Source organism: Pseudomonas sp. E141 (assembly GCF_052659885.1).
The window spans coordinates 4,410,076-4,434,973 of record NZ_CP084024.1; the positions used below are offsets into that span (position 1 = coordinate 4,410,076).

Sequence of the window (24,898 nt, forward strand, 5' to 3'; positions counted from 1 at the left end):
TCAGGTGGGAATGGAGCTTCCCCAGGCGGGTATTTGCATATCGATCGATCTGAGGGGAGACCCTAATGAATTACAACTGGGACTGGGGCGTGTTCTTCAAGTCCACCGGCATCGGCAGCGAGATTTATCTCGACTGGTACGTGGCCGGCCTGGGCTGGACCATCGCCATCGCCGTCGCGGCCTGGATCATCGCCCTACTGCTGGGTTCGGTCCTGGGCGTGATGCGCACCGTGCCGAACCGGCTGGTGTCGGGTATCGCCACCGGCTACGTGGAGCTCTTTCGTAACGTACCGCTGCTGGTTCAGCTATTCATCTGGTACTTCCTGGTGCCCGACTTGCTGCCTGCGGACCTGCAGGAGTGGTACAAGCAGGACCTGAACCCCACAACCTCGGCCTACCTGAGCGTCGTCGTGTGCCTGGGCCTGTTTACCGCCGCGCGGGTCTGCGAACAGGTTCGCACTGGTATTCAGGCGCTGCCGCGCGGCCAGGAATCCGCCGCCCGGGCCATGGGCTTCAAGCTGCCGCAAATCTACTGGAACGTGCTGCTGCCCCAGGCCTACCGGATCATCATTCCGCCGCTTACCTCGGAATTCTTGAACGTCTTCAAGAACTCCTCCGTGGCCTCGCTGATCGGCCTGATGGAATTGCTTGCACAGACCAAACAGACCGCCGAGTTCTCCGCCAACCTGTTCGAAGCCTTCACCCTGGCGACACTGATCTACTTCACCCTGAACATGAGCCTGATGCTGCTCATGCGCATGGTCGAGAAGAAAGTCGCGGTGCCCGGCCTGATTTCCGTGGGGGGTAAATAATGGAACTCGACTTCACTGGCATCATCCCGGCCATTCCCGGTTTGTGGAACGGCATGGTGATGACGCTCAAGCTGATGGCCCTGGGCGTCGTCGGCGGGATCATCCTGGGAACCATCCTGGCGCTGATGCGCCTGTCCCACAACAAGCTGATCTCCAGCATTGCCGGGGCCTACGTCAACTATTTCCGCTCGATCCCGCTGCTGCTGGTCATCACCTGGTTCTACCTGGCGGTGCCGTTCGTACTGCGCTGGATCACCGGCGAAGACACCCCTATCGGTGCGTTTGGCTCCTGCGTCGTGGCGTTCATGATGTTCGAGGCGGCCTACTTCTGCGAAATCGTGCGGGCCGGCGTGCAGTCGATCCCCAAGGGTCAGATGGGCGCCGCCCAGGCGCTGGGCATGAATTATGGCCAGACCATGCGTCTGATCATCCTGCCCCAGGCGTTTCGCAAGATGACCCCGCTGTTGTTGCAACAAAGCATCATCCTGTTTCAGGACACCTCGCTGGTCTACACCGTCGGTCTGGTGGATTTCCTCAATGCTTCGCGGGCCAATGGCGACATCATCGGCCGCTCCCATGAGTTCCTGATCATCGCAGGTCTCGTGTACTTCACAATCAGCTTTGCCGCCTCGCTGCTGGTCAAGCGTCTGCAAAAAAGGTTCGCCGTATGATCTCTATCAAGAACATCAACAAGTGGTATGGGGACTTCCAGGTACTGACCAATTGCAGCACCGAGGTCAGCAAGGGTGAAGTTGTGGTGGTGTGCGGCCCGTCGGGTTCGGGCAAGTCCACGCTGATCAAATGCGTGAACGCCCTGGAGCCGTTCCAGAAAGGCGACATCGTGGTCGACGGTACGTCCATCGCCGACCCGAAGACCAACCTGCCGAAACTGCGCTCGCGCGTTGGCATGGTGTTCCAGCACTTCGAGCTGTTCCCGCACCTGACCATCACCGAAAACCTGACCATCGCCCAGATCAAGGTGCTGGGCCGCAGCAAGGAAGAAGCCACCCAGAAAGGCCTGCAACTGCTTGAGCGGGTCGGTCTGTCGGCCCATGCCCACAAGCACCCGGGCCAGCTCTCCGGCGGCCAACAGCAGCGCGTGGCGATTGCCCGTGCCCTGGCGATGGACCCGATCGTGATGCTGTTCGACGAACCGACCTCGGCCCTTGACCCGGAAATGGTCAACGAAGTGCTCGACGTGATGGTGCAACTGGCCCACGAAGGCATGACCATGATGTGCGTGACCCACGAAATGGGCTTTGCCCGCAAAGTGGCGAACCGGGTGATCTTCATGGACCAGGGCCAGATCATCGAAGACTGCGAGAAGGAAGAGTTCTTCGGCGACATCAGCGCCCGCTCCGAACGTGCGCAGCATTTCCTTGAGAAAATCCTGCAGCACTAAACAACACCGCTCCCCACTGTGGGAGCGAGCTTGCTCGCGATAGCGGACTGCCAGTCACCTTATTGTCGACTGATCAGCAGTCATCGCGAGCAAGCTCGCTCCCACAAGGGAGCAGTGTTGGTTTGTCGATTTGTGTTGTGGTTGACCCAAGGCTTCTGTGATGAAATGCGACCCCACTCTCTATCGCGCCGCGCCGCCATCACTCGCCGTGAAGCCTCGTCTGATTCGCCATCTGTTCCTGCCGCCGCTGATCATCGCCCTGATGATCGGCCTGGGTTACCTCGGCTTCTGGATCAGTGAGCACTACGGCATTCGCAGCCTGGGCGAGAACGGCGAGCGCCAGTTGGAGCTGCACGCCCGCGCGGTCGAGAGCGAGATCAGCAAATACACCTACCTGCCCAGCCTGCTGGAGCTTGAATCCAGCGTATCGCAACTGCTCGACGACCCCACGCCCGAGCACCGCAAGACCGTCAACGAATACCTCGAAGGCCTGAACCGCCGCAGCCGCAGTCGGGCCATTTATGTGATGGACACCACAGGCCGGGTCATGGCGACCAGCAACTGGCGCGACGTCGACAGTTACCTAGGTGAAGACCTGTCCTTTCGCGCCTATTTCCAGAACGCCGTACGCGGTCAGCCCGGGCGCTTCTATGGCATCGGCAGCACCAGCGGCGAGCCTGGTTATTACCTGGCCCATGGCCTGGAACAGCAGGGCAAGATCATCGGCGTGGCGGTGGTCAAAGTGCGCCTGGAAGCCATGGAAGAGCGCTGGCAGCGCGCGCGCTTGGAAGCCTTCGTCAGCGACGAGAATGGCATCATCATTTTGTCCAGCGATCCGGCGCGGCGGCTCAAGTCCGTGCGACCGCTGAGCGACGAAACCAAAGAGCGCCTGGCCCGCAGCCTGCAATATTACTGGTTCCCACTGAACGAGCTGGTTCCCCTGGCTCGGGAACGGCTGGCCGAAGGCATGGAAAAACTGACCTTCCCGGCCAATGCCGAACTGGTGTCCGACGAGCGGCCCATCAGCTATCTGTCACAGACCCGCCCCCTGAGCGACACACCCTGGAATTTCACCCTGCTGACGCCACTTGAAGACCTGCGTCGCCAGGCAATCAACCAGGGCATCCTGGTGGCCGTGGCCTTCGCCCTGGTGGCTTTCCTGCTGATCGCCTGGAACGAGCGGCGCAAGGTCATCGCCACTCGCCTCGCTGCCCGGGAGGCCTTGCAGGAAGCCAACAACCAGCTCGAACGTCGGATTACCGAACGCACCACCGACCTGCGGGCCAGCAATGAACGGCTCAAGGGCCAGATCCGCGAACGGCGGCAGGCCGAAGAGACGTTGCGCCGGGCCCAGGACGAACTGGTGCAGGCTGGCAAACTCGCCGCCATTGGCCAGATGTCCACCAGCATCGCCCATGAACTCAACCAGCCGCTGGCCGCGCTGCGTACCCTGTCCGGCAACACCGTGCGCTTTCTTGAGCGGGGCCAGCTGGATATCGCCAGCGCCAACCTCAAGACCATCAACGACCTGATCGACCGCATGGGCCGGATCACCGCCAGCCTGCGCTCCTTCGCCCGGCGCGGGGACGATCAGGGCCGGGCCAGCCTCGGCAAGGCGGTCGAAGCCGCGCTGCAACTGCTGGGCGGCCGCCTCGAAAGCCTGAAGATCCAGGTGCATGCCGGTTACGATGACGTGCAGGTACAGATCGACCAGACGCGTCTTGAACAAATCCTGGTGAACCTGATCGGCAACGCCCTGGACGCCATGCAGAGCCAGCCCGAGCCGCGGCTGTGGCTTGAAGGCACTGCCTCGGATGGCAAATATCGCCTGCGGGTGCGGGACAACGGCCATGGCATCGATCCCGAGGCGCGCAAACATTTGTTCGAACCCTTCTTCACCACCAAACCTGGCGAACAGGGCCTGGGCCTGGGCCTGACCCTTTCGGCGAGCCTGGCCGCCGCCGCGGGCGGGCATCTAGAGGTCGAACACCCGGCCGAAGGTGGAACCACGTTTGCCCTCAGTTTACCGTTGGTAAGCCCTTTACCTGCCGAGCAGCCATGAATAACGACCTGAGCGTACTGATCGTCGAAGACGACCCCCATGTCCTGCTGGGTTGCCAGCAGGCCCTGTCCCTGGAAGACATTCCCTGCATCGGCGTGGGCAGCGCCGAAGAGGCCCTGGAGCGGGTCGGCGATGACTTTGCCGGCATCGTCATCAGCGACATTCGCCTGCCGGGCATCGATGGCCTGGAGCTGCTGACCCGCCTCAAGGCCCGGGACCGCAGCCTGCCGGTGGTGCTGATCACCGGCCACGGTGACATCTCCATGGCCGTCGGCGCCATGCAAAAAGGCGCCTATGACTTCATGGAGAAACCCTTCTCCCCCGAACGCCTGGTGGACGTCGCCCGCCGCGCCCTGGAGCAACGCAGCCTGGCCCGGGAGGTTTCATCGCTGCGCCGGCAACTGGCCGAACGCGACTCCCTGGAAGGCCGGATCATCGGCCGTTCACCGGCCATGCAGCACCTGCGAGAACTGATCGCCAACGTAGCCGACACCTCGGCCAACGTGCTGATCGAAGGTGAAACCGGCACCGGCAAGGAACTGGTCGCGCGCTGCCTGCACGACTTCAGCCGACGTCACAGCAAACAATTCGTCGCGCTCAACTGCGGCGGCCTGCCGGAGAACCTGTTCGAAAGCGAGATTTTCGGCCACGAGGCCAACGCCTTTACCGGCGCCGGCAAACGACGGATCGGCAAGATCGAGCACGCCGACGGCGGCACGCTGTTTCTCGATGAAGTGGAAAGCATGCCCCTGCCCTTGCAGATCAAGTTGCTGCGGGTGTTGCAGGAACGCACCCTCGAGCGGCTGGGTTCGAACCAGAGTGTGGCCGTGGATTGCCGGGTCATCGCCGCCACCAAGTCCGACCTGGATGAACTGGGCCGGGCCGGGCAGTTTCGCAGCGACTTGTATTACCGCCTCAACGTGGTGACCCTGGAACTGCCGCCCCTGCGCGAGCGCCGCGAAGACATTCTGCAACTGTTCGAGCATTTCCTGCAGCAGTCATCCCTGCGTTTCGACCGCACGGTCCCGGAGCTGGACAACCAGACGCTGTCCAACCTGATGAGCCACGACTGGCCGGGCAACGTGCGGGAACTGCGCAACGTCGCCGAGCGCTATGCACTCGGCCTGCCGGCCTTCAAGAAGTCGGGGGCCAGCGGCGCCAGCCAGGGCCTGGCCTTCGCCGAAGCGGTGGAAGCCTTCGAACGCAACCTGCTGGTGGACGCCCTGCAACGCAGCGGTGGCAATCTGACCCAGGCCAGTCTCGAACTGGGCATGGCCAAGACCACGCTGTTCGACAAAGTCAAAAAATATGGCCTGAGCCATTAACCTGGGGCAGTAAACCTGTGGACCTGATTTTCAAAGCAGCGCTCGGTGCCGCCGTGGTGGTCATCCTGGCGATGCTCGCCAAGACCAAGAACTATTACATCGCCGGGCTGGTGCCACTGTTTCCCACCTTCGCCCTGATCGCCCACTACATTGTTGGCAAGGGCCGCTCGGTGGACGATCTGAAAACCACCATCGTGTTTGGCATGTGGTCGATCATCCCCTACTTCGTCTACCTGGCGACGCTGTATGTGATGGTCGACCGGATGCGCCTGGAGGCTTCGCTGGCCGTGGCGGCGGTGGCGTGGCTGATGGCGGCGACGGTGCTGGTCAGCGTGTGGATGAGACTCCACAGCTGACCCCGTAGGAGCGCCTGTCCTAACCAGTGGCTCAATAACCGACGGTAAAGCGCTGCCGCGAAAACTGCGGCGTCTCCACTTCATCGATCATTGCAATGGCGTAATCGGCAAAGCTGATCCAGCTGCGCCCGGCGGCGTCGAACAGCAGGTGATCCTTGCCGATACGGAACTGACCGGTGCGCTCGGTCTCGACGAACTCCGCCGAGGGCGAGAGGAAGGTCCAGTCCAGGTCCTGTTCCTTGAGCAGCACGTCCAGGAACAATGCTCCGGCGCTGGCTTCGGCGAGGTATTCTTCAGGGAAGCCTTCGCTGTCGATCACACGGCTATTGTCCGGCAGCAGCAACGAACCGGCCCCGCCCACCACCAGCAAGCGCTTGACCCCGGCAGCCTTGATTGGGGCGATGACTTTGTCGGCCGGCACGGTGGCGAAATGGGCGGCGCAGATCACCACATCATGACCGGCTACCGCTGCGATTAAGGCCTCGCTGTCCAATACATCCAACTGCTGGCTGACCACACCGGCCCTCTTACCGATCTTGGCCGTGTTACGGGCAATGGCCGTCACGCTGTGGCCACGACGCAGGGCTTCTTCCAACAACTGGCTGCCAGCCCGACCGGTGGCGCCGATGATTGCGATTTTGCTCATGATGTTCTCCATTGGTTAGCGATGTTGAAATACAGGCTCTTGTGGCGAGGGGATTTATCCCCGCTGGGCTGCGTAGCAGCCCTATAGCTGACATTGAGGTTTATCAGACGGAGCGCTTCGCCTGTTTTGGGGTTGCTGCGCAACCCAGCGGGGATAAATCCCCTCGCCACAACGGTGCTCTGATCAAAGATCGGTATTCACCACTTCATCTCACCCTTGGCCACCTTGGCACTGAGCTCCAGGGAGCTGTCTTCCCCCAGATCGGGGTAGCGCTGCTTCATGGCGGCGATCAGGGCGGCGGAGTCCTTGGCTTTGGCGGTTTCTTCGTCGAAGGCCTTGATGTACTCGGCGGTAAATTTCACCGGAGCCAGGGACCGGGCACTATCACCCAGGTAATGGCCGGGAATCACAGTGTTCGGTTGCAGTTTTTCAATGCCCTCCAGCGTCGCCAGCCAATCCTTGTGGGACTGCGGCGTCTGCGTGTCGGCCATCCAGACGTGAATGTTCTCGGCCACCACGACGCCGCCGACCACCGCCTTGATCGACGGGATCCACACGAAGCTGCGGTCCGGTTGCGGGCCATCAAGACCGATGATCTGCAAGCGCTTGCCCTCCAGGGTCAGGCTGTCGCCCTTGAGTACCAGGGGTACGATCGCTTTGCTCGGCGCATCGCCCTTGAGGATCGGCCCCCAATATTTCAACTTGCCGTCCATGGTGTGCTTGATGTGTTCGACGGTCGGCGCAGAGGCCAGCACCTTGGCATCCGGGAACGCGGCGGTCAGGGTCTCCAGACCAAAATAGTAGTCGGGATCACCGTGGCTGATGTAGATCGTGGTCAATTGCTTGCCGCTGGCGCGGATTTTCTGCACCACCTGTTCGGCCTGGGACTTGCCGAACTGGGCGTCCACCAACACCACTTCTTTTTCCCCATTGACCAATACCGAGGTCACCGGGAAAACGGCCGCCGCGCCAGGGTTGTAGACCTCCAGGGCAAGATCGGCTGCCCAGGTATTGGCCGCAAAAATCATCGAAGCGCTGGTCAGCAGCAGACGCTTGAATAAGGTGGATCCGGTCATGTTGTGCTCCGTTGTGCATAAGCCCGATTGGGAATGAGCGCAGCTTAGGGACCTGACTCGTTTCAAAAAATGCGATGCTTGGACATAGTTTGTTTCTGAAATCGGGCAAATCATGGATCGTCTACAAGCAATGCAAGTGTTCGTCGCCGTGGTGGAACTGGGCAGTCAGTCGGCGGCAGCCGAACACCTGGACCTGTCACGACCGGTGGTGTCACGGTATCTGGCGGAACTGGAAGACTGGGTCGGTGCCCGGCTGATGCATCGCACCACCCGCAAATTGAGCCTGACGGCCGCGGGTTTGGAGATCCTGCCGCGCTGTCGGCAGATGCTGGATCTGTCCGGCGACATGCAGGCCGCCGTCAGTACGTCGGACGACGCGCCACGGGGCATGCTACGCATCAGCGCCAGCACCTCGTTCGGCCAGGCCCAATTGGCGGCAGCCATGACCGAGTTCGTCGTGCGCTACCCAGGGGTCAGCGTCGACCTGCAAATGCTCGACCGCACCGTGAACCTGGTGGACGAGCGCATCGACTTGGCGATCCGCATGAGCAACGACCTGGACCCGAACCTGATTGCCCGGCGCCTCACAGTCTGTCGCTCGGTGATCTGCGCCTCGCCCGGCTACCTGCGTGAACACCCAACGCCCCAACGGGTCGAGGATTTGAGCCGGCACAACTGCCTGACCCACTCCTACGTCGGCAAGAGCCTGTGGCATTTCGAGCAGGACGGCGAGCAGGTCTCGGTGCCGGTGCAGGGCAACATCAGCGCCAACGAGGCCAGCACATTGCTGCAGGCAACAATAGCCGGTGCGGGCGTGGCGATGCTGCCCAGCTACCAGGCCGGCACCCACATCAAGAACGGCGAACTGATCCGCCTGTTGCCCCACGCCGAACCCCGCCGGATGAACATGTACGCGGTGTATGCCTCACGCAAACACATGCCGTCGGCGCTGCGCAGCCTGCTGGATTTTTTGGTGCTCAAGTTTCCCGAGAGGCCGGAGTGGGATATTGGGTTGTAGCTGCCGCCTGAGGGACTTCTGTGGGAGCGAGCTTGCTCGCGATGGCGGCGTGTCAGCCACCCTTTTATTGACTGACACACCGCTATCGCGAGCAAGCTCGCTCCCACAGGGGGTCACCGCCGTTCTCAAGTACTGCACCAGGATTTCACCAATAGCCCGCCCCAAGGCATACTTGCCACCCTCCGTATTCCAGAACCCAGAACCGCCCCATGCGTATCCACGTCAGTTTCATCGACCGCGTCGGCATTACCCAGGAAGTCCTGGCGCTGCTCGGTGGGCGCAATCTCAATCTGGATGCGGTGGAGATGGTGCCGCCCAACGTCTACATCGATGCCCCGACCCTCAGCCCGCAGGTGCTGGACGAATTACGCGAGGCGCTGTTCAGCGTGCGGGGCGTGCAGGCGGTCACCGTGGTGGACATCCTGCCCGGCCAGCGTCGGCATTTGCAGCTCGACGCCCTGCTCGCGGCCATGACCGACCCGGTACTGGCCCTCGACAGCGCCGGCCACGTATTGCTGGCCAACCCGGCGTTGATCGCCCTGTACGGGCGTGAACCGGCCGGGGAAAGCGTTGCCGAGCTGTTCGGTGACGAAGCCCTGTTGGTCGCTCTGCTGGAGAATGGTTTCCGCCTGCCGCTGCGGGAAATCACCCTTAACGGCCAGACCTTACTGCTGGACGCCACGCCCATTACAAACGCCGGTGCGTTGCTGACCCTCTATCAGCCAAACCGCATCGGCGAACGCCTGTCGGCGCTGCACCACGACCACGCCGAAGGGTTTGACGCGTTGCTGGGCGAATCCCCGGCGATCCGCACCCTCAAGGCCCGGGCCCAGCGGGTAGCGGCGTTGGATGCACCGTTGCTGATCCAGGGCGAAACCGGCACGGGCAAAGAGCTGGTGGCCCGGGCCTGCCATGCCATCAGTGCCCGCCACGGCGCGCCGTTCCTGGCCCTGAACTGTGCGGCGCTGCCGGAGAATCTGGCCGAAAGTGAACTGTTCGGCTACGCCCCCGGCGCCTTCACCGGCGCGCAACGGGGTGGCAAGCCGGGGCTGATGGAACTGGCGAACCAGGGCACGGTATTTCTCGATGAAATCGGCGAGATGTCGCCCTACCTGCAAGCCAAGCTGCTGCGGTTCTTGAACGATGGCAGCTTCCGTCGGGTCGGCGGCGACCGGGAAATCAAGGTCAACGTGCGCATTCTTAGCGCGACCCACCGCAACCTGGAAAAAATGGTCAGCGAAGGTTCGTTCCGCGAAGACCTGTTCTATCGCCTGAACGTGCTCAACGTCGAAGTGCCGCCGCTGCGTGAGCGTGGCCAGGACATCTTGCTGCTGGCGCGCTACTTCATGCAGCAGGCCTGTGCGCAAATCCAGCGCCCGGTCTGCCGCTTGGCCCCCGGCACCTACCCGGCGCTGCTGGGCAACCGCTGGCCGGGCAATGTGCGGCAATTGCAGAACGTGATCTTCCGCGCCGCGGCCATCTGTGAAAGCAGCCTGGTGGACATTGGCGACCTGGACATTGCCGGCACGTCTGTGGCGCGCCAGGGTGACGTGGAAGTCGAAAGCCTTGAGCAAGCGGTGGAAGCCTTCGAAAAACATCTGCTCGAAAGCCTCTACGTCAACTACCCCTCGACCCGCCAGCTCGCCAGCCGCCTGCAAACCTCCCATACAGCGATTGCCCATCGGTTGCGTAAATACGGGATTTCCGGCAAGCCGTAAGCACGCTGCTGCCCTCTGTGGGAGCGAGCCTGCTCGCGATAGCGATGTATCAGTCAATATCCGTGCTGGCTGACCCACCGCTATCGCGAGCAGGCTCGCTCCCACATTGGGACCTGCGGCGTACCTGGAACCTGGCTCAAAAACGACCTCCACCTGTACTGAAAGCGCTACAGCGGAACGATATCGATACACCTGGCGCTAAGCTGCGCCGCGCAAGGCTTTGATCCCACAACGATTTTTTCCAGGCGTATAGCTGTAGCGATTTCGCTACAGCTCAATACAACCTGCGCTCGACAGAACCAAGTAAGCCATTGATATATAAGTATTTATTATCATTGGCCGCATTCTTGCTAAGGATATAACCATTCGGCCGGGCCAAGCCCCGCGCCTTTCTTCGCGTCCACCAGACGAATCTGGCCCCAGGAGTTTCCATGAGCGAGTTGCGTTTCACTGAAGATCACGAATGGCTGCGCACTGAAGCCGACGGCAGCGTTACCGTCGGTATTACCGCGTTTGCCCAGAACGCCTTGGGCGATGTGGTCTATGTTCAGTTACCGGAACTGCAAAGCTACGCCAAGGGTGATGAAGCCTCTACCGTGGAATCGGTGAAAGCCGCCAGCGGTGTGTACATGCCGCTGGACGGAGAAGTGCTGGAAGTGAACCCGGCCCTGGAAAGCAATCCGGAACTGGTCAACGAAGATCCGCTGGGCGAAGGCTGGTTTTTCCGATTCAAGCCCGCCGACGCCACCCAAGTTGACCAACTGCTGAATCAGGACGCCTATGACCGCCTGATCAAAGCCAACGCCGAAGCCTGAGGAGCGCAACATGACCGTTAATCTCGGCACCGCCAACGAATTCATCGCCCGCCACATCGGCCCGCGAGCCAGCGACGAGCAAGCCATGCTCGAGCGCCTGGGCTACGACTCCCTGGAAGCGTTGAGCGCCAGCGTCATTCCGGAAAGCATCAAGGGCACCAGCGTGCTGGACATGGGCGACGGCCAGAGCGAAGCCGATGCACTGGCCTCGATCAAGGCCATCGCCGGCAAGAACCAACTGTTCAAGACCTACATCGGCCAGGGCTACTACAACTGCCACACGCCAGCGCCGATCCTGCGCAACCTGCTGGAAAACCCGGCCTGGTACACCGCCTATACCCCCTACCAGCCGGAAATTTCCCAGGGCCGTCTCGAAGCGCTGCTGAACTTCCAGACCTTGATCAGCGACCTGACCGGCCTGCCGATCGCCAACGCATCCTTGCTGGACGAAGCCACCGCCGCGGCCGAGGCCATGACCTTCTGCAAGCGCCTGAGCAAGAACAAGGGCAGCAATGCCTTCTTCGCTTCCCGCCATTGCCACCCGCAAACCCTCGATGTGCTGCGCACCCGTGCCGAGCCCTTGGGCATCGACGTGGTCGTGGGCGACGAACGCGAACTGACCGATGTCGGCAGTTTCTTCGGCGCGCTGTTGCAATACCCAGCCAGCAACGGTGACCTGTTCGATTACCGTGAACTGACCGAACGCTTCCATGCCGCCAACGCCCTGGTCGCTGTCGCCGCAGACCTGCTGGCCCTGACCCTGCTGACGGCACCGGGTGAGTTCGGCGCCGACGTGGCCATCGGCAGCGCCCAGCGCTTCGGCGTGCCATTGGGCTTTGGCGGCCCACACGCGGCGTATTTCTCTACCAAGGATGCCTTCAAGCGCGATATGCCGGGCCGCCTTGTGGGTGTTTCCGTGGACCGTTTCGGCAAGCCGGCCTTGCGCCTGGCGATGCAGACCCGCGAACAACACATCCGTCGCGAGAAAGCCACGAGCAACATTTGCACCGCCCAGGTCTTGCTGGCCAACATCGCCAGCATGTACGCCGTGTATCACGGCCCTAAAGGCCTGACTCAGATCGCCAACCGCATTCATCACCTCACCGCGCTCCTCGCCAAGGGTTTGGGCGCCTTGGGTCTGGCTGTCGAGCAGGACAGCTTTTTCGACACCCTGACCCTGCACACCGGCGCGCAAACCGCTGCCCTGCACGACAAGGCGCGTGCCCAGCGCATCAACTTGCGCGTGGTGGACGCTGAACGCCTGGGCCTGTCCCTGGACGAAACCACCTGCCAGGCGGACGTCGAAACGTTGTGGAGCCTGTTGGCCGACGGCAAGGCCCTGCCGGACTTCGCCGCCCTGGCCGCCACCGTGCACAGCCGTATCCCGGCCGAGCTGGTGCGCCAGTCGGCGGTCCTCAGCCACCCGGTGTTCAACCGCTATCACTCCGAAACCGAGCTGATGCGCTACCTGCGCAAGCTCGCCGACAAGGACTTGGCCCTGGATCGCACCATGATCCCGCTGGGTTCCTGCACCATGAAACTCAACGCCGCCAGCGAAATGATCCCGGTGACCTGGGCCGAGTTCGGCGCCCTGCACCCATTCGCCCCCGCCGAACAGAGCGCCGGCTACCAGCAACTGACCGACGAACTGGAAGCCATGCTCTGCGCTGCTACCGGTTACGACGCGGTGTCGTTGCAACCAAACGCCGGTTCCCAGGGTGAATACGCCGGTCTGCTGGCGATCCGCGCCTATCACCAGAGCCGTGGCGAAGACCGTCGCGATATCTGCCTGATCCCATCGTCGGCCCACGGCACCAACCCGGCCACCGCCAACATGGCCGGCATGCGTGTGGTCGTGACCGCCTGCGATGCTCGCGGCAACGTCGACATCGAAGACCTGCGGGCCAAGGCCACCGAGCACCGCGAACACCTCGCGGCGCTGATGATCACCTACCCGTCCACCCACGGTGTGTTCGAGGAAGGCATCCGCGAAATCTGCGGGATCATTCATGACAACGGCGGCCAGGTGTACATCGACGGCGCCAACATGAACGCCATGGTCGGCCTCTGCGCCCCAGGCAAGTTCGGCGGCGACGTGTCGCACCTGAACCTGCACAAGACCTTCTGCATTCCTCACGGCGGTGGCGGCCCGGGTGTCGGCCCGATCGGCGTCAAGTCCCACCTGGCACCGTTCCTGCCGGGCCACGCCAACATGGCGCGCAAGGAAGGCGCGGTGTGCGCGGCGCCATTTGGCAGCGCAAGCATCCTGCCGATCACCTGGATGTACATCCGCATGATGGGCGGTGCGGGCCTCAAGCGTGCCTCGCAGTTGGCGATCCTCAACGCCAACTACATTGCCCGCCGTCTGGAAGAACACTACCCAGTGCTCTACTCCGGCAGCAACGGCCTGGTGGCCCACGAATGCATCCTCGACCTGCGCCCGCTCAAGGACAGCAGCGGCATCAGCGTCGATGACGTGGCCAAGCGCCTGATCGACTTCGGCTTCCACGCCCCGACCATGTCGTTCCCGGTGGCCGGTACGCTGATGATCGAGCCGACCGAAAGCGAATCCAAGGAAGAACTGGACCGCTTCTGCGACGCCATGATCTGCATCCGCGAAGAAATCCGTGCGGTGGAAAACGGCAGCCTGGACAAAGACGACAACCCGCTGAAAAACGCCCCACACACCGCCGCGGAAATCGTCGGCGAGTGGACCCACCCCTATAGCCGCGAACAAGCGGTGTACCCGGTGGCGTCGTTGATCGACGGCAAATACTGGCCGCCGGTGGGCCGGGTCGACAACGTGTTCGGCGACCGCAACCTGGTCTGCGCCTGCCCGTCGATCGAAAGCTACGCTTGACCTGAGCGGAGGGCGATCTACCAGCCCTCCGCATCCTCTGTGGGAGCGAGCCTGCTCGCGATAGCGGCGTAACAGCCAATAGAGATGTTGCCTGACACTCCGCTATCGCGAGCAGGCTCGCTCCCACAAGGATCTATGCCAGACCTTAAACCGTCGATCCTCATAAAAAGAAACCGGAGAAACACCATGTCGTTAAGCGTGTTCGACCTGTTCAAAATCGGCATCGGCCCCTCCAGTTCCCACACGGTCGGCCCGATGCGTGCCGCTGCCCGTTTCGTCGAAGGGCTGCGTCGTGATGACCTGCTCAACACCACCGCCAGCGTCAAGGTCGAGCTCTACGGCTCACTCGGCGCCACCGGCAAAGGCCACGGCAGTGACAAGGCCGTGCTGCTGGGTCTGGAAGGCGAACACCCGGATACCGTGGACACTGAAACGGTTGACGCCCGCTTGCGAGAGATTCGCAGCAACGGGCGCCTGAACCTGCTGGGTGAACACTGCATTGAATTCAACGAAAAACTGCACCTGGCGATGATTCGCAAGCCGCTGCCTTTTCATCCCAACGGCATGATCTTCCGCGCCTTCGATGCGGCGGGCCTGCAGGTGCGCAGCCGCGAGTATTACTCGGTAGGCGGTGGTTTTGTCGTCGACGAAAGCGCTGCCGGCGCCGACCGTATCGTCGAAGATGCCACCCCCCTGACCTTCCCGTTCAAAAGCGCCAAGGACTTGTTGAGCCACTGCACCACCTATGGCTTGTCCATCAGCCAGGTGATGCTGACCAACGAAAGTGCCTGGCGCCCCGAAGCCGAAACCCGCGCCGGCCTGCTGAAGATCTGGCAGGTGATGCAGGATTGCGTGGCGGCCGGCTGCCGCAACGAAGGCATTCTGCCGGGCGGGCTGAAGGTCAAGCGCCGGGCGGCGGCGCTGCACCGTCAGTTGTGCAAGAACCCGGAAGCTGCCCTGCGCGACCCGCTGTCGGTGCTGGACTGGGTCAACCTGTATGCCCTGGCCGTCAACGAAGAAAACGCCTACGGTGGCCGCGTCGTCACCGCGCCGACCAACGGCGCGGCGGGAATCATCCCGGCCGTACTGCATTACTACATGCGCTTCATCCCTGGGGCCAATGAAGATGGCGTCGTGCGGTTCCTGCTGACCGCCGCCGCCATCGGCATCCTGTACAAGGAAAACGCCTCCATCTCCGGCGCCGAAGTCGGTTGCCAGGGTGAAGTCGGCGTGGCCTGTTCCATGGCCGCCGGCGCCCTGTGCGAAGTGCTCGGCGGCACCGTGCAGCAAGTGGAAAACGCCGCCGAAATCGGCATGGAACACAACCTCGGCCTGACCTGCGACCCCATCGGCGGCCTGGTGCAAGTGCCGTGCATCGAGCGCAACGCCATGGGCTCGGTGAAAGCCATCAATGCGGTGCGCATGGCCATGCGCGGCGACGGGCATCACTTCGTTTCCCTCGACAAAGTCATCCGCACCATGCGCCAGACCGGCGCCGACATGAAAAGCAAATACAAGGAGACCGCCCGCGGCGGTCTGGCGGTCAACATCATCGAATGCTGATGCGCTTGCCTCACTTCTACATTTTTTCCAGGAGCTGATATGTCCACCGAACCATTGCTGAAGACCCCGTTGCACGCCCTGCACCTCGAACTCGGCGCCCGCATGGTGCCGTTCGCCGGCTATGACATGCCGGTGCAATACCCATTGGGCGTGATGAAAGAACATCAGCACACCCGCGATCAGGCCGGGCTGTTCGACGTGTCCCACATGGGCCAGATCCGCCTGAGCGGCGCAAACGCCGCCAAAGCCTTGGAAACCCTGGTGCCGGTGGACATCATCGACCTGCCGGTGGGCATGCAGCGCTATGCCATGTTCACCAACGAAAACGGCGGCATCCTCGACGACCTGATGGTCGCCAACCTGGGCAACGACGAGCTGTTCCTGGTGGTCAACGCGGCCTGCAAGGAGCAGGACCTGGCCCACCTGCGCGCCCATATCGGCGACCAGTGCAGCATCGAGCCACTGTTCGAAGCCCGCGCCCTGCTCGCCCTGCAAGGCCCGGCCGCCGTCACCGTGCTTGCACGACTGGCGCCAGACGTGGCGAAGATGACCTTCATGCAGTTCCAGCGCGTCACGCTGCTGGGCATGGACTGCTTTGTCAGCCGTTCGGGCTACACCGGTGAAGACGGTTTCGAGATCTCGGTGCCCGCCGCCGAGGCCGAAAAACTGGCCCGCGCCCTACTGGCCGAACCGGAGGTGGCCGCCATCGGTCTGGGCGCTCGCGACTCCCTGCGCCTGGAAGCCGGCCTGTGCCTTTATGGCCACGACATGAACACCGAAACGACCCCGATCGAAGCCAGCCTGCTGTGGGCGATCTCTAAAGCCCGCCGCGCCGATGGCGCCAGGGCCGGTGGTTTCCCGGGCGCTGAAACCGTGTTCGCCCAGCAACAGGGCGGCGTGAAGCGCAAACGCGTCGGCCTGCTGCCCCAGGAACGCACACCCGTGCGCGAAGGTGCAGAGATCGTCGACGAAGCGGGCGAGATTATCGGTACGGTGTGCAGCGGCGGTTTCGGCCCGACCCTGGGCGCTCCGTTGGCGATGGGTTACCTGAACAGCGCCTATGTCGCACTGGATACGCCAGTCTGGGCCATCGTGCGTGGGAAAAAAGTGCCTTTGCTTGTAAGCAAAATGCCATTTGTTCCACAACGCTACTACCGCGGTTGATTGACTGTTTCTATACGTAACGCGGTTGCGTTATACGTGCACTAATGTGTAACGCAACCGCCATAAAAAGGTGCATCTACTCGATATTGAAATTGCACCTATAACGTTGAAAACAATTGAACTAGCCTATCGAATAAGCCCCAGCCCGCAGCCCCTGTAAATACGAGAATGCTGAGCAAATACGGGGCCTTCAGAGGGGGTTGTTTTTTTGTTCATAGTTGGCGTAGAGTTTGATCACTGTGTTTGCATGGGTCGCTTGGAACCGTGACCTGGGCAGTAGCTTATGAAGTTCGCTACATCCCGCTCGACGTCTCTTACTTTCCTGCAACCCAGCCCCAGTACTCTTTCATGTGGAAGAGGCTGTCATTAATTTAGCATCAAAGGAAATAAGAAAATGGCTGAGCGTCAGAACGGTATCGTCAAGTGGTTCAACGACGAGAAAGGTTTTGGTTTTATCACTCCTGACAGCGGTCCGGATCTGTTCGTGCATTTCCGCGCCATTCAGGGCAGCGGCTTCAAGAGCCTGAAAGAAGGCCAGAAAGTCACTTTCGTTGCTGTGCAAGGCCAGAAAGGCATGCAGGCTGACGAGGTTCAAGCCGAAGGCTAAGCTTTCGAGAAACAAAAAAGCCCCTGATTGATATCAGGGGCTTTTTTATGGGCGTAAATCCGTAAAATGGCCTCTTTTTCGTCCGAGGCCGTCATGCCCAAACACCTGCTCATCCCCCAAGGCGAGTTCCCTCCCGCCACCCTGGGCCGTCGCCTGGCCGCGATGTTCTATGACTTTTTACTGTGCACGGCCCTACTGATCGTCACTGGCGGCGTCTACAAGATGATTCAGATGGCGATCATCGGCGAAGAAAAAATGCGCGCCCTCACCGACGCCGGCGCACTGGACGGCGACCCGCTACTGTCCACCGTGCTGCTTTTCGTGCTGTTCGGCTTCTTCGCCAAGTTCTGGACCCATAACGGCCAGACCCTGGGCATGCAGGTGTGGTGCATTCGCGTGCAGAACGCCGATGGCACGGCGATCAGTCTGTGGCAGGCCCTGTTGCGATTTGTCGTGTCGATCGCCTCATTGCTGCTGGTGGGACTGGGCTTCATCTGGTCGCTGTTCGACAAGCGCAAGCGCACCTGGCATGACATCTACTCGGATACGCAGCTGGTGCGAATTCCCAAGAAAAAGAAATAGGTCGCAAGCTGCAAGCTTTGGACTTGCAGCTTGCAACTTGGAGCTACCTTCAGGCATTGCCCGCCAGCTTCATCCGCGCCGCCTGGGTGAAGTCCAGCATGCGCTTGAGCGGGCGAATGGCCTGGGGGATCAGCGCCGGGTCGACGAATATCTCGTTGGTGCCTTCCTGCAGGCTCTTGAGCGTGCGCTCCAGGGTATTCATCGCCATCCACGGGCAGTGCGCGCAACTGCGGCATGCCGCGCCGTTGCCGGCGGTGGGGGCTTCGATGAAGACCTTGTCGGGGCACAACTGCTGCATCTTGTAGAAGATGCCACGGTCAGTGGCGACGATCAGTGTTTTGTTTGGCAGGCTTTGGGCTGCGGCGATCAACTGGCTGGTGGAGCCCACCGCGTCGGCCAGTTCAATCACCGAAGTTGGCGACTCGGGGTGCACCAGGATCGCGGCGTCCGGGTACAGCGCCTTCATGTCCTCCAACTGCTTGGACTTAAACTCTTCGTGGACGATGCAGGCGCCATCCCAGAGCAGCATGTCGGCGCCGGTCTTGCGCTGGATATAAGTGCCCAGGTGCTTGTCGGGGCCCCAGATGATCGTCTCGCCGTTGTCCATCAGGCTCTCGACGATTTCCAGTGCGCAACTGGACGTCACCACCCAGTCGGCCCGGGCTTTGACCGCTGCCGACGTGTTGGCGTACACCACCACGGTGCGTTCCGGATGCTGGTCGCAGAACGCCGAGAACTCCTCCACCGGGCAACCCAGGTCCAGGGAGCACGTGGCTTCCAGGGTCGGCATCAATACGCGTTTTTCGGGGTTGAGGATCTTGGCGGTCTCGCCCATGAACTTGACCCCGGCCACCACCACGGTCTTGGCCGGATGGGCGTTGCCGAAGCGGGCCATTTCCAGGGAATCGGACACACAGCCCCCGGTCTCTTCGGCCAGGGCCTGGATGATCGGGTCGCAGTAGAAGTGCGCGACCAGCACCGCATCCTGAGCCTTGAGCTCGGCGGCGATGGCGGCGCGGTACCAGGCCTCTTGCTCGGCGGTCAGCGGCTTGGGCTGTTTGGCGTCGAGATGGGCCTGAACCAGAAGGCGTTCGGAAATTTGCGTCATGTTCGCAAGACCTGCAGGCGCGTTTTGCGCGAAAGTCGAGTATACACCCGGCTCCGGACCACTCGGGTACCGCCGGGAAAGTGGGTATCAATCAGGCACGGTATAGCGTGAAGCCGGCAAGGCTACAGAATAACCCGCCGTTGCAAAAGATCATTCTGACCTGTGCCCTGTGGCCAGCGCTCTATCTGTGGGAGCAAGGCTTGCCCGCGAAGCTGGCGCCTCGATTTCTGAAAAACCGCATGGCCTTCATCGCGAGCAAGCCTTGCTCTCACAGCCGCGTCAACCTGACTGAAATGTAATCACTTCGCGTTCCCGCCTGTGTCATCTTTCTTTCAACCCTGCACACGGACGCCCCTGTGCTCGCTGCAAATCGACTGACGGACTTCAAACGGCATGCAATCAAATACTTCCCGGCGAACCTTCGTAAAAGGCCTGACTGCCGGCGGCATCCTGGCTGGCCTGGGCTTGTGGCGCGCGCCCGTCTGGGCGGTCACCAGCCCCGGCCAACCCAATGTACTGACGGGCACCGAGTTCGACCTGTTCATCGGCGAAAGCCCGGTCAACTTCACCGGCAATCCGCGCATCGCCCAGACCATCAACGGCGGCATCCCCGGCCCGCTGCTGCGCTGGCGTGAGGGCGACACCGTGACCCTGCGGGTGCGCAACCGTTTGAAAGATCCAACCTCCATCCACTGGCACGGCATTCTGCTGCCGGCCAACATGGACGGCGTGCCGGGGTTGAGCTTCAAGGGCATCGAGCCCGATGGCATGTACGTCTATCAATTCAAGGTCCGGCAAAACGGTACTTACTGGTACCACAGTCATTCCGGCTTCCAGGAACAGTCCGGGGTCTACGGCCCACTGGTGATCGACGCCAAGGAGCCCGAGCCCTTCCAGTACGAGCGCGACTACGTGGTGATGCTCACCGACTGGACCGACGAAGACCCCGCCGATGTCATCCGCAAGCTCAAGAAGCAATCGGACTACTACAACTACAACAAACGCACCGTCGGTGATTTCATTGACGATGTCGGCAAGAACGGCTGGGCCGCCACCGTGGCCGATCGCAAGATGTGGGCCGAAATGAAGATGAACCCCACCGACCTGGCCGACATCAGTGGCGCCACCTACACCTACCTCATGAACGGCCAGACGCCGGACATGAACTGGACCGGTCTGTTCAAACCCGGCGAACGCCTTCGCCTGCGCTTGATCAATGGCTCCTCCATGACCTATTTCGACGTGCGCATCCCCGGCCTGAAAATGACCGTGGTGGCGTCCGATGGACAGTACGTCAAACCGGTGAGCGTCGATGAGCTGCGCATCGCCGTGGCCGAAACCTATGACGTTATCGTCGAGCCAAGCGAAGAAGCCTATACGCTGTTTGCCCAATCGATGGACCGTACCGGCTACGCCTGCGGCACCCTGGCGACCCGTTCCGGTCTTTCGGCAACGGTGCCGCCGCTGGATCCACGGCCACTGGTCACCATGGACGACATGGGCATGGGTGGTATGGATCACGGCTCGATGCAGGGCATGGCGGGCATGGATCACAGTCAAATGGCGGGGATGGACCACGGCTCCATGCAAGGCATGGACGACGGGCTGTCCCATCCAGACTCCGAAAAAGACAATCCGCTGGTGGACATGCAGGCCATGAGCGTCAGCCCCAAGCTCGACGACCCGGGCATGGGCCTGCGCAACAACGGTCGCAAGGTCCTCACCTACTCGGACCTGCGCAGCACGTTCCCCGACCCCGACGGGCGTGAACCGGGCCGCACCCTCGAACTGCACCTGACCGGCCACATGGAGAAATTCAGCTGGTCGTTCAACGGCGTGAAGTTCTCCGATGCCGCACCGCTGCTGCTCAAGTACGGCGAGCGCCTGCGCATCGTGCTGATCAACGACACCATGATGACTCACCCCATCCACCTGCACGGTATGTGGAGCGATCTGGAGGACGAGAATGGCCAGTTCATGGTGCGCAAGCACACCATCGATGTGCCGCCGGGCTCCAAACGCAGTTACCGGGTCACCGCCGACGCCCTCGGACGCTGGGCATATCACTGCCACTTGCTGTTCCACATGGAGATGGGGATGTTCCGTGAAGTTCGGGTGCAGGAATGAGGAGCCGACCATGACCACTATTTTTCACTACCCCCTGGCACTTTTTGCCAGCCTCACCCTGGGCGCCACTGGCTCGGCCTGGGCCGCGAGCGATGCCATGCAAGGCATGGATCACAGCCAGATGCAGGGGATGGACCATAGCCAGATGCAAGGCATGGACTCGATGCAGGGGATGGAACCGATGCAATCGGCCCCCACCAGCAGCCGCACGCCGATTCCCGAGCTGACCGACGCCGACCGCGCCGCCGTCTACGAAGACCATGGCGGCCATGCCGTGCATGACAGCGCCATCCATTCATTCTTGCTCATCGACCAATTGGAATGGCAAGACGCCGATGATGGCAGTGCCCTGAGCTGGGACGCCTCGGGCTGGATCGGCGGCGACATCGATCGCTTGTGGCTGCGCTCCGAAGGCGAACGCACCAACGGCAAGACCGAGGAAGCCGAACTCCAGGCACTGTGGGGGCATGCCTTCAGCCCCTGGTGGGACGTGGTCGCCGGCGTGCGCCAGGATTTCAAGCCGGGCGACCCGCAAACCTGGGCCGCCTTCGGTGTACAGGGCATGGCGCTGTATAACTTTGAAGCCGAGGCCACCGCGTTCATCGGCGAAGGCGGTCAGAGTGCGGTGCGCCTGGAAGGCGACTACGACATCCTGCTGACCAATCGTCTGATCCTGCAACCCACCGCCGAAGCCAACTTTTACGGCAAGAACGATCCCGATCGCGGTGTCGGCTCCGGGCTGTCGGACACTGAAGTGGGTGTGCGGCTGCGCTACGAAATCCGCCGTGAGTTCGCCCCTTATATCGGCGTCACCTGGAACCGCGTCTACGGCAACACTGCCGACTACGCCCGGGAAGAGAACGAAGACCGCAGCGAGGCACGCCTGGTGCTGGGCGTGCGCATGTGGTTCTGAGGGTGTTTGTAATCGCAGTCAACTAAAAAACTAGAAACCTGAGCTGTAGGAGTCCTTGCATGTCATTTATCAGAACCGCTGTAGTCACCGTCGCGCTGTCCACAGGCCTGTTAATCAGTGGCCTGGCCCAAGCGCACCCAAAGCTGCTTTCCTCCACGCCCGCCGAAGGTGCTGAAGGTGCGGCGCCGGCAAAGATCGAACTGCATTTTTCCGAGAACCTGATGACCAAGTTCTCCGGCGCCAAGCTGGTCATGACCGGGATGCCCGGCATGTCGGCGCACTCGCCCATGCCCATGAAGGCCAAGGTCTCCGGCAGCGATGACCCCAAAACCATGGTCATTACCCCGAACGCTCCGCTCACCACCGGCACCTACCAGGTCCAGTGGCGCGCGGTGTCGTCCGATACTCACCCGATCACCGGCAATGTCACGTTCAAGGTGAAGTGACTTGAGCGCCTCGATCAACATTGACCTGCTCAACATTGTTCTGCGCTTGGCCCTGTACCTGGATCTGATGGTGTTGTTCGGCCTGGCTGCGTTCGGTCTGTATAGCTTGCGCGGCCCAGAGCGGATCTCGGGCGTGGTGGTGCATTTCAAAGCACTTGTGCTGACCACAGCGCTGTTTGGCGTGCTGTTGTCGGTGGCCGCCATGCTGTGCATGGCCTGGGCCATGAGCGGCGTCACCGACTGGAACGAGCTGTTGCCGCACATTGAAATGATGGTGTTCGAGACCGACGTGGGTGTGAGCTGGAGTGTTCGGATCGCGGCGCTGTTGCTGGCGGCAATAGCGGTGGCCCTGAACCACACGGCTCCGACCGTCAGCTTGTGGCTGGTCACCCTCAGCGGTGCCGTGGCCCTGGCGACACTGGCCTGGACCGGACATGGCGCCATGGACGAAGGCCTGCGCCGTAACTGGCACTTCATCACCGATTTTCTGCACCTGTGGGCAGCGGGCGGCTGGGTAGGCGCCCTGACTGCGTTTGCCCTGCTGCTTCGCCAGGCTGAACACCGGCTGCCGGTCCTGGCGCGAACCCTGACCGGGTTTGAAACCGCCGGGGCGGTGATTGTGGTGGTGATCAGTGTGACAGGGGTGGTGAACTATCTGTTCATCGTCGGTCCTCGCGTCGACGGGCTGCTGGATAGCACCTATGGTCAATTGCTGGCGCTGAAAGTCGTGTTGTTCGCGGCGATGCTGGTGTTTGCCGCGCTGAATCGTTTTCATCTGAGCCCGTTGCTGGAACAGGCTCGGCAGACCGGGGAGCACAGCGTGGCGGTCAATGCCCTGCGGCGCAGCATGGCTCTGGAGCTGTCCGTGGCGGTGGTAATACTGGCGTTGGTGGCATGGCTCGGGACGTTGAGTCCGGCGATGGAATAGCACGACTGACTCCACTGAACAGGGGTTTGGAGTGCACCTGATTTTTAAATACCCCCCACCAGATTTCAGTTTGCCCCACCCCTCACATCCCAGCCTAAATGGAGCTTTATCCAGCAAGGCTCTGTTATGGAAAACGTTCGAACTTCAAGCACCCACGCCGTCTGGCTGATGGTCAGCGTGGTGTTGGTGGCACTGAACCTGCGCCCCTCTATGGCGGCTGTCGGGCCATTGTTATCAGCCATTCGCGGCGAGGTGCCGCTGAGTTTCAGCACCGCTTCGTTACTGACCATGTTGCCGGTCATGGCCATGGGTCTGGCGATGTTCTTGGGCATGCGCATTGCCCTGCGCATCGGTGAGCACCGCACCATCGTGCTGTCGCTGCTGATCATCGGCATCGCCACGGCATCGCGCCTGTACCTGGACAGCGCCGCCGAGCTGATTATCAGCGCGGTGCTGGCGGGGATCGGTATCGCCCTGATCCAGGCCGTGATGCCGGCGCTGATCAAATCGCGCTTCGCCGACAATGTCTCGTTGTTCATGGGCCTGTACGTCACGTCCATCATGGGCGGCGCGGCGCTTGCGGCGTCGTTTTCACCGTTCGTCCTGGCGCAGACCGGCAGCTGGCGTATCGGCCTGGCGATCTGGGCACTGCTGGCGCTGATCGCCCTGGGCTGCTGGTACGCCCAGCGCGCGGCCGTCACGCCTTTGCCCGCAGCCCCGGCACAGCGCCAGGAATCGTTTTTCAGCAACTCGCGGGCCTGGCTGCTGGCGATCTTCTTCGGCCTCGGCACCGCCTCCTACACCTGCGTGCTGGCGTGGCTGGCGCCGTATTACGTGGAGAAAGGCTGGAGCGAACAGCACGCCGGCCTGCTGCTGGGGTTCCTCACCGCGATGGAAGTATTGTCCGGCCTCGTCACCCCGGCGATTGCCAACCGCAGCCAGGATAAGCGCCTGGTCCTGGCGGTTTTGCTGGCCCTGATCATCGCGGGGTTCTGCGGCCTGATCCTTAGCCCGGACCGCTTCAGCCTGTTGTGGCCTTGCCTGCTGGGGCTGGGCATTGGCGGTCTGTTCCCAATGAGCCTGATCGTGTCCCTCGATCACTTGGACAACCCACGTCGGGCCGGTGGTCTGACGGCCTTCGTGCAAGGTATCGGCTACCTGATCGCCGGGCTCTCGCCATTGATTGCCGGGATGATCCGCGATCAGTTGGGCAGCTTCGAATGGGCCTGGTGGTCGCTCACCGCGGTCATGGCGCTGATGATCGTGATGGTCCTGCGCTTCAATCCCAAACACTACGCGCGACATATCAGCTAGTGGCGTCAAAGGGCTGCAGTTGACTGCGGCCCTGTTTTTCACACTCACCATGACAG

22 protein-coding genes are annotated in these 24,898 nt (G+C 61.7%); 19 read left to right on the forward strand and 3 right to left on the reverse strand.

What is annotated here, in order from left to right; all coding sequences use genetic code 11:
* The first annotated feature begins 65 nt into the window (after positions 1–65).
* The 6 genes from GKKCFE_RS19785 (at position 66) to GKKCFE_RS19810 (ending at position 5,957) form a co-directional block, all read left to right on the forward strand.
* The gene (locus GKKCFE_RS19785; RefSeq protein WP_047227034.1) at positions 66–812 is read left to right on the forward strand and encodes an amino acid ABC transporter permease; all 747 of its coding nucleotides are present in this window, start codon (positions 66–68) and stop codon (positions 810–812) included.
* A complete protein-coding gene (locus GKKCFE_RS19790; RefSeq protein ID WP_047227035.1) occupies positions 812–1,483 on the forward strand; it encodes an amino acid ABC transporter permease in 672 nt (223 codons plus the stop codon). Before GKKCFE_RS19785 ends, GKKCFE_RS19790 begins: the two co-directional genes overlap by 1 nt.
* Positions 1,480–2,214, forward strand: coding sequence for an amino acid ABC transporter ATP-binding protein (locus tag GKKCFE_RS19795; protein WP_047227036.1), 735 nt, complete (start codon positions 1,480–1,482; stop codon positions 2,212–2,214). Before GKKCFE_RS19790 ends, GKKCFE_RS19795 begins: the two co-directional genes overlap by 4 nt.
* Before the next feature lie 160 nt (positions 2,215–2,374).
* Positions 2,375–4,276, forward strand: coding sequence for a sensor histidine kinase (locus tag GKKCFE_RS19800; protein ID WP_047227037.1), 1,902 nt, complete (start codon positions 2,375–2,377; stop codon positions 4,274–4,276).
* A gap of 44 nt (positions 4,277–4,320) precedes the next feature.
* Complete coding sequence (locus GKKCFE_RS19805) at positions 4,321–5,601, forward strand: sigma-54-dependent transcriptional regulator (protein WP_230682613.1); 1,281 nt, start codon at positions 4,321–4,323, stop codon at positions 5,599–5,601.
* A gap of 26 nt (positions 5,602–5,627) precedes the next feature.
* The gene (locus GKKCFE_RS19810; RefSeq protein WP_173407518.1) at positions 5,628–5,957 is read left to right on the forward strand and encodes a GlpM family protein; all 330 of its coding nucleotides are present in this window, start codon (positions 5,628–5,630) and stop codon (positions 5,955–5,957) included.
* 31 nt (positions 5,958–5,988) lie between these two features.
* Here GKKCFE_RS19810 and GKKCFE_RS19815 read toward each other — a convergent pair whose 3' ends face one another.
* Both GKKCFE_RS19815 and GKKCFE_RS19820 read right to left on the reverse strand, forming a co-directional pair.
* A complete protein-coding gene (locus tag GKKCFE_RS19815) occupies positions 5,989–6,603 on the reverse strand; it encodes an NAD(P)-dependent oxidoreductase (protein WP_047227040.1) in 615 nt (204 codons plus the stop codon).
* A gap of 197 nt (positions 6,604–6,800) precedes the next feature.
* Complete coding sequence (locus tag GKKCFE_RS19820) at positions 6,801–7,679, reverse strand: MBL fold metallo-hydrolase (protein ID WP_445577003.1); 879 nt, start codon at positions 7,677–7,679, stop codon at positions 6,801–6,803.
* 112 nt (positions 7,680–7,791) lie between these two features.
* Here GKKCFE_RS19820 and GKKCFE_RS19825 point away from each other — a divergent pair, with 112 nt between their 5' ends.
* The 8 genes from GKKCFE_RS19825 to GKKCFE_RS19860 all read left to right on the forward strand — a co-directional run bounded on the left by GKKCFE_RS19825 (position 7,792) and on the right by GKKCFE_RS19860 (position 18,006).
* Positions 7,792–8,697, forward strand: a complete 906-nt coding sequence (locus GKKCFE_RS19825; RefSeq protein ID WP_107321983.1) for a LysR family transcriptional regulator — start codon at positions 7,792–7,794, stop codon at positions 8,695–8,697.
* 209 nt (positions 8,698–8,906) lie between these two features.
* On the forward strand, positions 8,907–10,415 hold the full coding sequence (locus tag GKKCFE_RS19830) for a sigma-54-dependent transcriptional regulator (protein WP_047227043.1): 1,509 nt from the start codon (positions 8,907–8,909) through the stop codon (positions 10,413–10,415).
* A 431-nt stretch (positions 10,416–10,846) separates the two neighbouring features.
* Positions 10,847–11,230, forward strand: coding sequence for a glycine cleavage system protein GcvH (gene gcvH / locus GKKCFE_RS19835; RefSeq protein WP_047227044.1), 384 nt, complete (start codon positions 10,847–10,849; stop codon positions 11,228–11,230).
* A 10-nt stretch (positions 11,231–11,240) separates the two neighbouring features.
* The gene (gene gcvP, locus GKKCFE_RS19840; RefSeq protein ID WP_445577004.1) at positions 11,241–14,090 is read left to right on the forward strand and encodes an aminomethyl-transferring glycine dehydrogenase; all 2,850 of its coding nucleotides are present in this window, start codon (positions 11,241–11,243) and stop codon (positions 14,088–14,090) included.
* 186 nt (positions 14,091–14,276) lie between these two features.
* Positions 14,277–15,653 (forward strand): L-serine ammonia-lyase, encoded by a 1,377-nt coding sequence (locus GKKCFE_RS19845; protein WP_107321979.1) that lies wholly within the window; start codon positions 14,277–14,279, stop codon positions 15,651–15,653.
* Positions 15,654–15,692: 39 nt separating this feature from the next.
* Complete coding sequence (gcvT, locus tag GKKCFE_RS19850; protein ID WP_445577005.1) at positions 15,693–16,817, forward strand: glycine cleavage system aminomethyltransferase GcvT; 1,125 nt, start codon at positions 15,693–15,695, stop codon at positions 16,815–16,817.
* A gap of 394 nt (positions 16,818–17,211) precedes the next feature.
* Entirely contained in the window at positions 17,212–17,424 is a 213-nt protein-coding gene (locus tag GKKCFE_RS19855; RefSeq protein WP_047227048.1) for a cold-shock protein, read from the forward strand.
* A gap of 93 nt (positions 17,425–17,517) precedes the next feature.
* A complete protein-coding gene (locus GKKCFE_RS19860; RefSeq protein WP_047227123.1) occupies positions 17,518–18,006 on the forward strand; it encodes an RDD family protein in 489 nt (162 codons plus the stop codon).
* A 49-nt stretch (positions 18,007–18,055) separates the two neighbouring features.
* Here GKKCFE_RS19860 and nadA read toward each other — a convergent pair whose 3' ends face one another.
* Entirely contained in the window at positions 18,056–19,114 is a 1,059-nt protein-coding gene (gene nadA / locus GKKCFE_RS19865) for a quinolinate synthase NadA (protein ID WP_047227049.1), read from the reverse strand.
* A gap of 393 nt (positions 19,115–19,507) precedes the next feature.
* Between nadA and GKKCFE_RS19870 the strand changes: the two genes are divergently transcribed.
* The 5 genes from GKKCFE_RS19870 (at position 19,508) to GKKCFE_RS19890 (ending at position 24,842) form a co-directional block, all read left to right on the forward strand.
* On the forward strand, positions 19,508–21,241 hold the full coding sequence (locus GKKCFE_RS19870; protein ID WP_339491049.1) for a copper resistance system multicopper oxidase: 1,734 nt from the start codon (positions 19,508–19,510) through the stop codon (positions 21,239–21,241).
* Between the two features lie 10 nt (positions 21,242–21,251).
* Positions 21,252–22,154 carry a copper resistance protein B gene (locus tag GKKCFE_RS19875; protein WP_445577006.1) on the forward strand — a complete coding sequence of 301 codons (903 nt, stop codon included), beginning with the start codon at positions 21,252–21,254 and terminating at the stop codon, positions 22,152–22,154.
* Between the two features lie 59 nt (positions 22,155–22,213).
* Positions 22,214–22,600 (forward strand): copper homeostasis periplasmic binding protein CopC, encoded by a 387-nt coding sequence (copC, locus tag GKKCFE_RS19880; RefSeq protein ID WP_047227052.1) that lies wholly within the window; start codon positions 22,214–22,216, stop codon positions 22,598–22,600.
* A 67-nt stretch (positions 22,601–22,667) separates the two neighbouring features.
* Positions 22,668–23,528, forward strand: coding sequence for a copper homeostasis membrane protein CopD (copD, locus tag GKKCFE_RS19885; protein WP_445578058.1), 861 nt, complete (start codon positions 22,668–22,670; stop codon positions 23,526–23,528).
* A gap of 126 nt (positions 23,529–23,654) precedes the next feature.
* Positions 23,655–24,842 carry a cyanate transporter gene (locus tag GKKCFE_RS19890; RefSeq protein ID WP_445577007.1) on the forward strand — a complete coding sequence of 396 codons (1,188 nt, stop codon included), beginning with the start codon at positions 23,655–23,657 and terminating at the stop codon, positions 24,840–24,842.
* The last annotated feature ends 56 nt before the right edge of the window (positions 24,843–24,898 follow it).